Origin of the sequence: uncultured Caballeronia sp. (genome assembly GCF_964243625.1) — a bacterium.
GTDB lineage: Bacteria > Pseudomonadota > Gammaproteobacteria > Burkholderiales > Burkholderiaceae > Caballeronia.
Genome location: NZ_CAXTGZ010000129.1, coordinates 1 through 13,309 on the forward strand (window position 1 = coordinate 1; position 13,309 = coordinate 13,309).

The following is a 13,309-nucleotide window of genomic DNA, read 5'->3' on the forward strand; positions in this document are numbered from 1 at the left end:
AGTACAGGATGTACGCGTAGCCAAAGAATGCGAAGGCCGTCGCGAGGATGCCGGGGCGCAGGATATAGCTCATCAGCGGACCCGTTTCGCCGGCCGGGCCATGCTGGACTTCGGCGCGTTCCTGACGCGCGTCGAGGCCGGATTCGGGCGCGACATCGGGCTTGTCTTTCGCCCACACCATCCACGCGATGACCCACAGCACGCCAACCGACGCGATCACGACAAACGATGTCCGCCATCCCGCGCTCACGGCGATAAAGCCGACAATCGGCCCAGCCAGCGCTGCGCCGAACGACTGGCCCGAATTGGCGACGCCAATGGCCGTCGCCTGATCCTTGCGCGCAAACCAGTTCGAAACGAGTTTGTTAATGTTCGCGCAGTATGGGCCTTCGCCCATGCCAAAGATCACGCGCACGACCAGCAGGCTCGCGATGCTGAACACGCCCGCCGTGAGGCCGCAAAAGAGCGACCAGACCAGCATGGAAACACTCAATACTGCCTTCGGACCAAATCGATCCGACGCGTAGCCGCCCACGAAGCAGAACAATGCATAGCCGACGAAGAAGCTGCTGAAGACAACGCCGAGTTGCGCCGGATCCAGATGCAGATCCCTGGAAATCAGCGGCGCAGTGATCGATAAAGCCGCACGGTCGAGGTAACTGATCATCCCGCCGACGAATAACAAAGTGATGAGTACCCAACGAGGCCGCTGTTGCGTCATGAACGTCTCCAGAATGATGGCGTCCGCTCTTTTGCCGGCTGGCCACGTGGAATCGGATGTCCGGAACGTTCTTTGGCAAAAACGTCCTGTGCATCCAAAGTACATTCACTCTAGTAACCGGCCACTTCGATGTCAACGAAATCTTGAAGCGGGTTTACCCGCTTTGATCCTGCTTCATGGATTGAATGCGGACACCAACGCATCGATAAACACACGCACTCGCGGCGGCATCATCCGCGCGCCGGGCGTCACGACGTTGACCGCGAGCGGCGCAGGGCGGAATTCGGGCAATAACTCAACAAGCGTCTCCTCCCTGATGTGACGCTCGACCATGTGCTCGGGCACTTGAGCGATCGCCGCACCGTCAAGCAGCGCTTCGACCATGGCGTCGCCGTGACTCAGCGAAAACCTTGAGCGTGGGCGCAGCTGGATGTTCTTTCCATCGACGATGAATTCAAGCGGGCGATCTCGCCCATTGGTAGGCATCCTGAACACTATGACAGGACGCTCTTCTAACTCTGCGACTGACCGCGGTGCGCCATTCGCGTTCACATACGCGGGGCTTGCGCATAGCACCAGATGCTGACGATCGATCGTGCGTGCAACCAGGCCCGAGTCGTCCAGCGTGCCAAGTCGCACCACGGCGTCCAGCCCTTCGTTCACCGGGTTCACACGCTCGTCGGTCAGGCGCATGTCGACGTTGAGCAGCGGATGCGCTGCGAGCAAACGATTGAGAACGGGCACGATCTTGCGGGTTCCATAGCCTATTGGCGCACCAATACGCAGGGTTCCCGAAGGCGCTTCGGGCGATTGCGTGGCCGATAATTCCAGCGATTCGATCTCTTCCAGCACGCGTGCGCAGCGCGCGAACAGCGCATCGCCTTCCTCTGTGAGACGAACCGCTCGCGTTGTCCGGTGGAACAGGCGCACGCGCAGATCGCTTTCCAGACGCGCCACGCTTTTCGCGACCGACGACGGCGCGAGACCCAGTTCACGCGCGGCTGCCGCGAAACTGCCGTTCCTGGCAACCGCTGCAAAACTCATGAATTGTCTGAGGTTTTTCATCGGAAATTCACGGTATGTTGCCGTGAATGTTACGGCAGCGGCGGCTATATTTCTTGAACGACGCGCGGCCTATAGTGAAGGTCGTGTAATCAATTCAAGAGGAACATCATGTTCGTGCTCAACACTCAAGCGCCCGAATACAACTTTGCCGGCACGCGCGTACGCCTGCTGATTTCCGGAAAAGATACCGCCGGCGTCTTCTGCATGATGGAGATCTTCGGACCTCCTCACCGGGCAACGCCGTTGCATGTCCATGACCGCGAGGAAGAGACCATCACGGTGCTGGAAGGTGTGGTCGATGTCACCATCGACGGACAACAGGTCAGTGTGCATGCCGGCGAGACTGCGCTCCTGCCGCGAAACGTGCCGCATCGGCTGGCGAACAACACGGACCTGCCCTCGCGATACATGCTGGTCTGTACGCCCGCCGGCTTCGACGATTTCGTCGATTCATGCGCCCATGCGCAAACGGGTCCTGTCACACCTACGCCGCCGGAACCCGAAGACATCAAGCGGATGATCGATGCCGCACCGCGTTTCGGGATTACGTTGCTGCCGGGATGAACAGTCCTGCTAAAGCGCGCCCGATGCGCCTTGTCACTCCTGCGACAGCCGCTCACGCGCCAACCGCGCCGCGGCCAGATCCCACGCGGCGCATCCGACGCTCTTGAACACCACCGGCCGATCAGCAGACCTGCTCCATGATCCACCAATAACTGCAGCCAGCGCCCCAACCGCGGTCCAGTCGATGCCTGCCTGGATCAGATCTCCCGCTTCGTGTTTCGCGCCGGCGGGATCGTCCACAATCACATCGCTGCCATGCACGATGGACGCCGCAATCTCCGCCCCGTCTGGCGTGAATGCACCAACACCAACGACCAGCCGTGCCACACGCGCGGCATCGTGATAAACCGGCTTCCTGCTTGTCGTGAGCGTGACCACTACATCGATATCATCCGGCACGACGTCGTTATCGAGCGCCACCATTCCCTTGCGTGCAGCCGCAAAACGCTGGGCCGATTCCAGCGATGAACCCTTTACGTAAAGCGTGGCATCAGGAAACAGCGCGGCAAACGCTTCGGCATGATTGCTTGCCTGCTTGCCGGTGCCGATCAGCAGGATCGCTTTCACGCTGCGTGCAAGGCTCCGGATACCAAGCGCCGAGATTGCGGCGGTCCGCCTGCCTGTGACCGTCGGGCCATCGAGCGTGAAAAGCGCCTGTCCGGTGATCGAATCGTATGCCGTAACCTGCCCGTGAATGGTCGGCAATCCCTTTGCGCCGTTTCCCGGACATACGTTCACGAGCTTGTGAATGGCGAGATCCGAGGCGCTTGCGGGCATCGACAACATCACGCCCTTCGCCTGCAACGGCACGACTTGTCTTTCCGGGCTCACGATCTTTCCTGCGCCATATTCCGTTACCGCAATGCTCAAGGCAGCCACGAGTTCGGGATAAGGAAGCAGCGCCGCGGTCTGTTGTTCATCGAAAAATCGGATCATGTTCATCGCACCAGGAAGCCGTAGGTGAGCGGATCGCGATCGTCGATGATCCAGTTCGCGAACCCGCAGATATATGCGTTGCCTTCGATCTCGGGAATGACGGCGTCGAAGGGACCGAGCTTCGTTTCGCTCAGCACGCGGCCTTTGAACACGGTGCCGATCACCGACTCGTTGACGAGCGTTTCATCGCGTCCCAGCAAACCGCGCGAGTACAGTTGCGCGACGCGGCCGGCCGTGCCCGATCCGGTAGGCGACCGGTCCACTTCGCGGTCGGCGAACACACAGCAATTCGCCTGCGATGAACCCGCGTGCCGCGCCTCGTTCGCGATGATCGTGCCGTAGATATGGTTCAGCTCGGGAATCTCCGGATGCACGACCTTCACCGCCTTGTTGGCCGCAGCCTTGACCTCAGCGCCGAACTGGATCAGTTTGTCGACCGCAGATTCGCGGATCGGCAAGTCGAAAGGCGCGCCATCGGTATAGAAATAAAAGGCGCCCCCAAAAGCGATGTCGCCCGTCACGCTGCCAAACGACGGCGTATGTACTGTCACGTCGCGTTGCCAGATGAAGGACGGCACGTTGACGAACCGCACGTTGCCTGCGTGATTGCCGTCCCACTGCACGAACGCCTCTATGAACCCGCACGGCGCGTCGATACCCACGCGGGTCTCGGGCTCCTTGCGCTCGATCCATCCCAGCTCGACGGCCGCCGTTGCAAGCCCGATCACGCCATGGCCGCAATGATCGCTGTAGCCTTCGTTGTGAACGAAGATGATGCCGAAATCGGCGCCCTCACTCACGGGCTCGGTGAGATAACCGCCGTACATGTCGGCGTGACCGCGCGGTTCGAACATCAGCGCGCGGCGGATGTGGTCAGCGTGTTCCTTGAGCCATGCGCGACGCGCGACGATCGTCTTGCCTTGTATCTTCGGCAAGCCGCTCGTCACGATACGAAACGCCTCCCCGCCGGTATGGACTTCGACCGTGCTGATTGCATTCGTGATTTTCATTTCGCGTCCAGTCCGCTCACTGCCCGTAAGCGACCGGCAAGCCGTCCTTGATTGCGTACACGGTGGTGGGCGCGCCTTTCAGGTCGCCCTTGGCGTCAAACGAATAGGTTCCCGCGATGCCCTTGTAGTTCGTCTTCGAGAGCTGTTCGATCAGCTTGGCCTTGTCCGTGGTGGTACCGGCTTTGACCATGGCATCGGCGAGCAGCATCATGCCGTCGTAATAGCTGACGGCGTAGACCTGCGTGTCCGTGTGATACGTGTCCTTGTAGCGCTTCACGAAGTCACGCCCCGCAGCAGTCTTCTCGAGGGACGTGCCGCCTTGCGCGCAATACACGATCGATGCCGCGTCGCCCGCGATCTTGCCCATGTCGGCGGAACAGATGCCGTCGCCGCCGAGCAGCTTCGCGCGCAATCCGCGCTGGCGCATTTGCTTGGCCATCGGCGCGCCTTGCGCTGCATATCCGCCGAAGAAAATGACGTCGGGGTTCTTCGCCTTGATGCTCGTCAGGATGCCGAGGAAATCGGTCGCGCTGGAGTTGGTGTACTGGCTGTCGACAATCTGGATGCCTTGCGCCTTCGCCACGTTCACGAACTGCTCTGCGACGCCCTGGCCGTAAGCGGTGCGATCGTCGATAACCGCTGCCGTCTTTGCCTTCAGCGTCTTCTTCGCAAACACGGCCATGGCGCCGCCGAGTTGTTCGTCGCTTGCGCCAATGCGGAAGATGTTCTTGAAGCCCTGTGTGGTCAGCGCGGGATTCGATGCAACCGGCAGCATGGGGATGCCGGCGGTGTTGAAGACGCGCGATGCGGGAATTGCGACGCCGGAATTGTACGGCCCGAGCACGGCGATCACGCCGCCATCGGCAAGTTTTTGGGCTATCTGAACGCCAATCTTCGGGTCAGCCTGGTCGTCTTCCGAATCCAGTTTGAACGTTACCTTCTTTCCCGCCACCGTCACGCCCTTCTTGTTCAGATCCTCGAGCGCAAGGCGCGCGCCGTTTTCGTTGTCCTTGCCGTTGACCGCTTGCGGGCCGGTTAGCGGCGCCGAATGACCGATCGTCACCACCTCTTGCGAGTGGGCGCCCATGCTTGTAAGGGTCGCGGCGGCGACCATAAAACCTGCGACAGCCTTATTCATTTATTTCACTCCGTGTGGGACTATACTGGTCTTTATTGCAGACCAGTTAATGTATGCCACAACTGGTCATGCCCGCAACCATTTCAAAATAAGCGGAGCTATTCTGGTTTGGCTTTTGACCACGTAGTTTGATTTAGATAAGCGAGATCGACGAATGTCAGCGGTGCACGCCGAACTGGACGGCTCGTTCCGGCCCAGACAAATCTATGAACAGGTATCGCAGAAAATTCGCGATGAGATCGCGGCCGGCCGCTTCATGCCCGAGTCGCGGCTGCCCTCGGAACGCGACCTCGCCGCGTTGTTCGGTGTAGGGCGTCCCGCCGTGCGCGAGGCGATCGGCGCGTTGCAGAACGAAGGGCTGGTCGTCACCAAACGGAACTCGGGCACGTTCGTGTGCGGTGACGCGTTCGCCCGCCTGTCGAACGGAAGCGCGAACGGCACGGCAACCGCCGACTTCAGCCCGAGCTCCACGCTCGACGTACGGATGGTTCTCGAGCCGGCCATCGCGCGCCGTGCCGCCGTTCGTGGCCAGCGCGACAGCCTCGCCGAACATTATCTCGATCAGATGGAGAGCGTCTACGACATCGACGATCCCGCTCAGCGCGCGTTATGGAACAGCAGCGACCGGTTGTTCCACCGGCAGCTTGCCGTGATGACGGGCGACGCGTTGATGGTCAAGATCGCCGATGAAGTCGCGAGTTCGATGGACCAGCCGTTGTGGAAACGCCTGAAGGACGAAGGCATCTACGACGCAGGCCGCATACGGCTGTATGTGGCCGAACATCGGCTGATCTATGAGGCGGTGATCCAGGGCGACGCCGATGCCGCCGCGTTCTATGTCGAGCAGCATATCAAGCGTGTGGAGCGTGACATCGCGCCGAAGTGAGTGCGTGAGATCAACCGGGATTCTTCAGCACCAACCGCGCCTCGGGGCCGCCATCTGGTGCGCCTCGTAGCGTGCTCATCCCTTGGGACCGGCGGCTGCGAGCGCCGGAGCCTGCGCCGTGCTCGCCAGTTCGTCGCTCGACCATCCGCCCCCCAGCGCCTTGACGAGTTGTACGTTCGCGCTCAACTGCCGCGTCTGAATGTCGAGCACCCCGCGCTGGGCGTCGAGCGCGGCGGTCTGCGCCTGCACGACATCGAGATAGCCCACCGCGCCCTGCCGGTACCGGTTCAGCGCCAGATCGACGGAATGCTGCGCCGAGTTGCCGGCATCGCGTTGCTGCTCGAGCGCGGTACCAAGATCCTGCAGCAGCGAGAGATTGTCTTCGATCTGCTGGAACGCCGACAACACCACGCTGCGATAGCGCGCGCCGGCCTCGTCGGTGGCGGCTTTGGCCGTGTCGAGCTGCGCGCGTCGCAGGCCGCCATCGAAGACGTATTGCACGAGTTGCGGACCGATTGCCCAGAACAAGTTAGGCGCGCTGATCAAACCGGCATACGCCGTGCTTTGGAAGCCGCCTTGCACGCTAAGCGTGATCGACGGGAAATACGCCGCCCGCGCCACGCCAATCTTTGCATTCGCCTCCGCCACGCGGCGCTCGGCTGCGGCGATATCCGGACGACGCTGCAACAATGTGGACGGCAAACCGGCGGGGATCACCGGCAACGTGATCGATGCGGTTTGCTGCGGCAAACTGAACTCGGACGCCGATGCGCCAATCAGCTCCGCAATTGCATGTTCAATCAACGCGCGTTGCGCGAGATTCTGCGACAACTGCGACTTCGCCGAGGACAACTGCGTCTGCGCACGCGACACGTCGAGCCCGGAAACGATCCCGCCGCCATGCAGTGTTTGGGTAAGCTGCAGCGCGCGCGCGTACGCCTTGACGGTGTCGTTCAGCAGTTGCGTCTGCTGGTCGAGACCGCGCAGCCGAATGTAGCTGTCGGCGAGCTGGATCTGCAGGCTCAATTGCACAGAGGCCAGATCGGCCTTCGATGCCTGCGCTTCATCCTTGCCGGCCTGCACCGAGTCGCGCACGCGGCCCCATAAGTCGAGGTCGTAATCGATCTCTCCGCTCAACGTGGCTGAGTTGTAGTCGTTGGGACCGCCAACGCGCAATGGCCGCCGGTATGACTGGCGGTCGCGGTCCGGGACCGCGCTCGCCGTGACCTTCGGGAACAGACCGGCCGAAACCTGGTCCACGAACGCCTGCGCCTGCCTGTAATGCGCGAGCGCCGCAGCAAGATCCGTATTGTTCGCGAGCAGGCGTTGTTCGAGGTCGTCGAGTCCGGCGTCGTTGTAGTTTTTCCACCAGCCGCTTCGGTCCAGTTGATCGGCCGGTTGCGCGCTGATCCAGGGCCCGGTCGTCTTGTATTGCGCGACGACCGGCGTAGGCGGCACGTGATAATCCGGCGCCAGAGAGCAACCGGCGAGGATGCTCACGGCAGCAGCCAGTGCCGGAACGCGTAACGCAAGCGTCCTAGCCATTTGCGGACACCTTCTTGGCGGTGCTGGCGACTTGCACACGATCGCCATCCACGAGACCGTCAGGCGGTGTATCGATCACGCGATCCGTTGCAACGAGTCCCGAACCGATCTCCACTGAATCGCCGAAATCGCGGTTGATGGTCACCTTCTTGAACACGACCTCCCCGTTCGCGCCGAGCGTGGCAACCATCAGGCCGCGGGCGTCGAAGACGAGCGAACTGGCGGGCACACGTACCGCGTTTTGTTGCACGGGCAGCTTGAATTGCAGGCTTGCGAAGCCGCCGGGAAGGAGCTTGCCGTCGGTGTTATCGACGAGCAGTTGAACCAGCGTCGTGCCGGAAGCCACGTTGACCGAATCCGCCGATGCAATCACGCGGGCCGTGAAATGCTGGCCCGGATACTCCGGCACGGTGAGCGTTGCGGTGGTGCCACTGCGGACGTCGGGCGCGTAGCTCTGCGGCACCTGCACATACACCCGCAGTTTCTTGACGTCGGACACCACGAACAGCTCCTGCCCGATACCGCCGCTGCCCGCGTTGATCAGCGCGCCCACGTCCGTATCGCGGGCGGTGACGACGCCGTCGAACGGCGCGACGATCCGCTCGAAACCCTTGGTTGCGAGCAAGCGGTCCACGTTGGCCTGCGCAGCCGCAACCGTGGCTTTCTTCGCGGTGTAGTCGCCGGTGCGTTCATCGACTTCCTGTTGCGCGACCGAGTCCGAACCAAGCAGCGCCTGCCAGCGTTTCGCGGTCGTTCCGGCAAGCGCCGAATTCGCCTGGGCGCTTGCAAGGTCGGCACGCGCCTGAAGCAACTGCTGATCGAGCTCGGGCGACTCGATGACCGCAAGCAGTTGCCCGGCCTTGACCGGCGCGCCGATATCCACACTCCAAGACTTCAGATAACCGCTCACGCGCGCAAACAGCGGTGCACGGGAATACGCCTCGAGATGCGAAGGCAGATCGAGCGTCGGCCCGTTCGAGGCACTGACCGGATGAATCACCGTCACGGTCGGGACCGTTTGCGCGGCGGTCCAGGTCTTGAGGTTACGGGCATCGACGGCACGCAGCGTGACGCCGGCGGCGACAACGATCAACGCGATCGCAACCCCCACTACGGCGATCACGACAAGTCGTCGGCGCGGCACGGGCGGAGTATTGATAACAGGTTCAGACGACATGAGCAGGACCTCCCGTGACGGGTGTCGGGGCAATCGCGCGGCCAGGGCGCGAGTGAATGATGCAGAAGATCACCGGGACGAGAAGCAGCGACGCGGTGGTGGCGAAAATCAGGCCGCCAATCACGGCGCGGCCAAGCGGTGCATTCTGTTCGCCGCCCTCGCCCAGCGCGAGCGCCATCGGCGCCATGCCGATGATCATGGAGAGCGCGGTCATCAGCACCGGCCGGAAGCGGGTGAACCCAGCTTCGAGCGCCGCCTTGAACGGGTCGCCGTGCTCGGCAAGACGCTCGCGGCAGAAGCTGATGACAAGAATGGAGTTCGCGGTCGCCACGCCCATGCACATGATCGCGCCGGTCAGCGCCGGCACGGACAGCGTGGTGTGCGTTGCAAACAGCATCCAGACGATGCCCGCGAGCGCGGCGGGCAACGCGGTGACGATCACGAACGGATCGGCCCACGACTGGAAGTTGACCACGACAATCAGATAGATCAGCACGACCGCGCCCAGCAGCCCGAACAGCATGCCGGCAAACGCGCTGTTCATGGTCTGCACCTGGCCGAGCAAGGCCACCGAAGAACCCTTAGGCAGCGTACCCGCATTGTCCTGCACGACGCGTTGAATATCCGCTGCAACCGCACCGAGATCGCGGTCCTGCGTGGTCGCGAAGATCTCGACCATCGGCTGGATGTTGTACTGGCTCACGACCGCGTTGGTGTTCGTGCGCTGCACGGTGGCCAAGCCGCCGAGGATCTGGCCGCTGCTTTGCAGGCTCGATGTGATCGGCAGGTTCTGCAGCGACGCGAGCGAATCAAGGCTGTATTGCGGTGTCTGCATCACGATCGGGTATGACACGCCGTTCGCGTTATTCAGCCAGAACGTCGGCGCAACCTGGCTCGATCCCGCGAGATTCACCACCAGGCTGTTCGTCACATCGCGTTCGTTGATGCCGAGAAGTTGCGCACGCGTGCGGTCCACGTCAACGTTGAAGGTCGGCGAATTTTGCGCTTGCTGGATGCGCGCATCGACGACGCCTGGAATCCGGCGGATCTCGCGCAGCAGGCGGTTCGCGTAGGCGAAGTTGGCAGGCAGATTGTTGCCGCGAACCTGCAAGTCGACCGGCGCGGGCGAGCCGAAGTTCAGGATCTGGCTGATGATGTCCGCGGGCGGAAACGAGAACGTCACACCGGGATAAAGCCGCGGCAGTTTCTCGCGCATCTGCCTTACGTAGTCATCGGTTGGATGATGGTTTTCGTTCAGCGCGATCTGGATGTCGCCATCTTGCGAGCCGATGGTCCCCGTATTGTTGTACGCGAGGTTGATACCGCTCACCGGCAGGCCGATGTTATCGACGACCGTGCTGAGTTCGTTGGGCGGAATGATCTGCCGGATCGACGCTTCCACGTCCGCGAAGATCTGCGCAGTCTTCTCGACACGCACACCAACTGGCGCACGCACGTGCAACAGGATCTGCCCCGCGTCCACCGCCGGGAAAAAGTTGCGGCCCAGCAAAGGCACGAGCGCGAACGAAACCAGCACGAAGCCGAGAAAGCAACTCACGAACGGCGCGCGATGGTTCAGCGCCAGTTCGAGCAGGCTGTGATACCCCGCGCGCACCTTCTCGAAGCGGCGCTCGAAACCTTGCTGGAAGCGTCCCAAAGGTCCCGGCCGCTTTTTCTCATGCGCGTCTTCGCTGAGGTCGTGCGGATGCAGCAAATACTTCGCCATCGTGGGAACGAGCGTGCGCGACAAGATGAACGACGAGATCATCGCGAAGATCACGGCCTCGGCCATGGGCACGAAGAGAAAGCGCGCAACGCCGTTCAGGAAGAACATCGGCACGAACACAATACAAATGCACAAGAGCGCAACGAACGCCGGCGTGACGATCTGCGCGGCGCCATCGAGAATGGCCTCTTCAACCTGCTTGCCCTGCTCCAGGTGCCAGTTGATATTTTCGATGGTCACCGTCGCGTCGTCGACCAGAATCCCCACCGCGAGCGCGAGTCCGCCCAGCGTCATGATGTTGAGCGTCTCGCCGAGCGCCGACAAGGTCGCGATGGAACCGAGAATCGCAAGCGGGATCGAGGTCGCGATGATCACCGTCGAACGCCAGCTTCCGAGGAACAGCAGGATCATCAGGCTGGTAAGCGCCGCCGCGATCACGCCTTCGCGCGCCACACCGCTGATGGCCGCACGCACGAACAACGACTGGTCGCCGATCGGCGCGATTTGCAGCGCATCGGGCAAGGAAGGTTTTGCATCGATCACATGCTGCTTGATCCCGTCGATGATCCCGAGTGTGGATACGGAGCCGTTCTTCAGGATCGACATCAGCACCGAGCGTTTGCCGTCCACGTGCACGATGTTCGTCTGCGGCGGGCTGCCGTCGCGGACGTTGGCGACGTCGTGGATATAGACAGTCGTGCCGTTCACTGCCTTGATCGGCAGGTCGCCGAGCGCCTTGATTGCGGACGGTGCGTTGTTGAGCTGCAGCGTGTATTCGTGATCGCCGATCTTTTCCGTGCCGATAGGCGTCAGCAGGTTCTGGCTTGCAAGCGCATTCGCGACGTCCTGCGCGGACAGACCGCGCGCTTGCAGGGCCGCCGGATTGATGTCGATCTGCACCTGACGGGTCTTGCCGCCGAACGGGTACGGTATCGAAGCGCCTGCAACGGTGACCAGCGCCGGACGCAATTGATTCAGCCCGAGGTCGCCCAGGTTTTGTTCAGAGAGTCCCTTGCCCGACAGCGCAAGCTGGATGATCGGTACCGTCGATGCGTTGTAGTTCAGGATCAAAGGCGGCGTGGTGCCCGGCGGCAGTTGGCGCAACTGCGTCTGCGAAACGGCGGTCACCTGCGCATTCGCATTGCTGATGTTGACACCCGGCTGGAAGAAGATCTTGATGATCCCGAAGCCATTCACCGACTCTGCTTCAATGTGCTGGATGTCGTTCACGGTCGTGGTCAGCGAGCGCTCGAACGGTGACGTGATTCGTCCAACCATTTGATCGGGCGGCAGACCCGTGTATTGCCACACGACGCTGATGACGGGAATGCGGATATCGGGAAAGATATCGGTTGGTGTGCGCAACGCCGAAAGCGGTCCGATGATCAGGATAAGGATCGCCAGGACGACAAACGTATAGGGCCGCCGCAGAGCGATGCGTACTAGGGCAAGCATGAGAATTCCAGGACTTGGGGTTGCACCGGGCGCCGTGATGCCGCCTCGCGCGGCAATCGGCGCAGAGCGGCCGCATTCATTCGCGTGGCCCGGACAGTACGCCGGGTAGGATCGTTTTCATCATGACGGCAGACGGTACAGCTACGAGCGAACCTTACCGAGCTAGGTTTCGACTTGCCAGGAATCTCGAGCATCATAAATGTCAGTCGAGCGGAGATTGTAGTTTTCGTCTGCCTTTCAAAATCCCTCCCCGAAAAGGCAAACTGAAATCAAGGCATCGTTCAAACCATTGGATTCACCAACGCCAGGACGATGCGCGAATGTACACAAACGAAAACAACTCTGCAGCGGCCAAACGCACTCACTAAAAAACTTCGTGTGTGCGCTACTTCGTTTCGGACTGAACCATATGAACCTCTCACCGATAGAAACCTCGACTGGCGGAGTGTACATAGTCAGAACAATGCGAAGCTGGCAGTTTTGCCATTTTCGAATCGGGCCGATCAGGGATCGCCTTTCGCCGGGAACCGCTTCTAATGGCGCTTGGCAGCAATCACCCTTAGACGGAAATTGATGGATATTTCGGTATCCAAATTACATGGATCTGCAGCGAACTCCAAACGTTCGACTCGATACGTTGAAGGCCCGAACAATAACGATGCGCGTACTCGATCGTGTGATTGGGAGTCCACATAACGCAGCGGATGAAGTTGTTCGTCGACATCCAAGCCCGAAAAGCGGCGCGCACAAAGAGCATTGAGAATAATTGCCCAATGAATTACATTAACATTACGATAAAAGAGAAAAGCGCTTGACCAGTGAATTGCTTGCCGGAATATCGGATCTTGACCTGCATTCACGGACGGTCTATACCAGACACTCATGCTTTTCCTTTGAAGCTACGCGGCTGCCATTCACACCTTTAGTGATGCCTCAGGGAACGCTGTCAGGAATTGATGCACTGCGAGGAAGCAATGAACAAGACCTCCCGTTCATGCAGCGCTTCTCCCCGGCCACCGCCAAAGCTCGCGGACGCTCCCTCGCACAAAGCACACCGATCATGCTTGCGTCTCTATGACATCGTTT

At 60.9% G+C, this 13,309-nt stretch carries 10 protein-coding genes; 2 read left to right on the forward strand and 8 right to left on the reverse strand.

The window, feature by feature from the left end:
* Positions 1 to 721 (reverse strand): MFS transporter (locus tag ACFFAR_RS11355; protein WP_174363153.1); only part of this gene is annotated, 721 nt, incomplete at its 3' end.
* Between the two features lie 174 nt (positions 722 to 895).
* Positions 896 to 1,786: a LysR substrate-binding domain-containing protein gene (locus tag ACFFAR_RS11360; protein ID WP_174363154.1), complete on the reverse strand. Its 891-nt coding sequence runs from the start codon at positions 1,784 to 1,786 to the stop codon at positions 896 to 898.
* Positions 1,787 to 1,894: 108 nt separating this feature from the next.
* Between ACFFAR_RS11360 and ACFFAR_RS11365 the strand changes: the two genes are divergently transcribed.
* Positions 1,895 to 2,350 (forward strand): cupin domain-containing protein, encoded by a 456-nt coding sequence (locus ACFFAR_RS11365; RefSeq protein WP_174363155.1) that lies wholly within the window; start codon positions 1,895 to 1,897, stop codon positions 2,348 to 2,350.
* Between the two features lie 33 nt (positions 2,351 to 2,383).
* On the opposite strand, the gene lhpI is transcribed toward ACFFAR_RS11365, so the two are convergent.
* The 3 genes from lhpI to ACFFAR_RS11380 are packed head-to-tail and all read right to left on the reverse strand — an operon-like array spanning position 2,384 to position 5,434.
* A complete protein-coding gene (gene lhpI, locus ACFFAR_RS11370; RefSeq protein ID WP_375507898.1) occupies positions 2,384 to 3,286 on the reverse strand; it encodes a bifunctional Delta(1)-pyrroline-2-carboxylate/Delta(1)-piperideine-2-carboxylate reductase in 903 nt (300 codons plus the stop codon).
* Positions 3,287 to 3,288: 2 nt separating this feature from the next.
* Positions 3,289 to 4,296 carry a trans-3-hydroxy-L-proline dehydratase gene (gene lhpH, locus ACFFAR_RS11375; protein ID WP_174363157.1) on the reverse strand — a complete coding sequence of 336 codons (1,008 nt, stop codon included), beginning with the start codon at positions 4,294 to 4,296 and terminating at the stop codon, positions 3,289 to 3,291.
* Positions 4,297 to 4,312: 16 nt separating this feature from the next.
* A complete protein-coding gene (locus ACFFAR_RS11380) occupies positions 4,313 to 5,434 on the reverse strand; it encodes an ABC transporter substrate-binding protein (RefSeq protein ID WP_174363158.1) in 1,122 nt (373 codons plus the stop codon).
* Between the two features lie 154 nt (positions 5,435 to 5,588).
* Between ACFFAR_RS11380 and ACFFAR_RS11385 the strand changes: the two genes are divergently transcribed.
* On the forward strand, positions 5,589 to 6,320 hold the full coding sequence (locus ACFFAR_RS11385) for a GntR family transcriptional regulator (RefSeq protein WP_174363159.1): 732 nt from the start codon (positions 5,589 to 5,591) through the stop codon (positions 6,318 to 6,320).
* Between the two features lie 75 nt (positions 6,321 to 6,395).
* On the opposite strand, the gene ACFFAR_RS11390 is transcribed toward ACFFAR_RS11385, so the two are convergent.
* From ACFFAR_RS11390 to ACFFAR_RS11400, 3 genes are read right to left on the reverse strand one after another with little or no spacing between them, the layout of a single operon-like run.
* Entirely contained in the window at positions 6,396 to 7,865 is a 1,470-nt protein-coding gene (locus ACFFAR_RS11390) for an efflux transporter outer membrane subunit (protein ID WP_174363160.1), read from the reverse strand.
* Positions 7,858 to 9,042 (reverse strand): efflux RND transporter periplasmic adaptor subunit, encoded by a 1,185-nt coding sequence (locus ACFFAR_RS11395; RefSeq protein WP_075357634.1) that lies wholly within the window; start codon positions 9,040 to 9,042, stop codon positions 7,858 to 7,860. The genes ACFFAR_RS11390 and ACFFAR_RS11395 overlap by 8 nt, the downstream gene beginning before the upstream one ends.
* Complete coding sequence (locus tag ACFFAR_RS11400) at positions 9,032 to 12,223, reverse strand: efflux RND transporter permease subunit (RefSeq protein ID WP_375507899.1); 3,192 nt, start codon at positions 12,221 to 12,223, stop codon at positions 9,032 to 9,034. Before ACFFAR_RS11400 ends, ACFFAR_RS11395 begins: the two co-directional genes overlap by 11 nt.
* Between the last annotated feature and the right edge of the window lie 1,086 nt (positions 12,224 to 13,309).

Bases quoted from the DNA above. Each gene is read 5' to 3' on its own strand.
- ACFFAR_RS11360 (WP_174363154.1), bottom strand. From the start codon at position 1,786: ATGAAAAACCTCAGACAATTCATGAGTTTTGCAGCGGTTGCCAGGAAC.
- ACFFAR_RS11365 (WP_174363155.1), top strand. From the start codon at position 1,895: ATGTTCGTGCTCAACACTCAAGCGCCCGAATACAACTTTGCCGGCACG.
- lhpI (WP_375507898.1), bottom strand. From the start codon at position 3,286: ATGATCCGATTTTTCGATGAACAACAGACCGCGGCGCTGCTTCCTTAT.
- lhpH (WP_174363157.1), bottom strand. From the start codon at position 4,296: ATGAAAATCACGAATGCAATCAGCACGGTCGAAGTCCATACCGGCGGG.
- ACFFAR_RS11380 (WP_174363158.1), bottom strand. From the start codon at position 5,434: ATGAATAAGGCTGTCGCAGGTTTTATGGTCGCCGCCGCGACCCTTACA.
- ACFFAR_RS11385 (WP_174363159.1), top strand. From the start codon at position 5,589: ATGTCAGCGGTGCACGCCGAACTGGACGGCTCGTTCCGGCCCAGACAA.
- ACFFAR_RS11390 (WP_174363160.1), bottom strand. From the start codon at position 7,865: ATGGCTAGGACGCTTGCGTTACGCGTTCCGGCACTGGCTGCTGCCGTG.
- ACFFAR_RS11395 (WP_075357634.1), bottom strand. From the start codon at position 9,042: ATGTCGTCTGAACCTGTTATCAATACTCCGCCCGTGCCGCGCCGACGA.
- ACFFAR_RS11400 (WP_375507899.1), bottom strand. From the start codon at position 12,223: ATGCTTGCCCTAGTACGCATCGCTCTGCGGCGGCCCTATACGTTTGTC.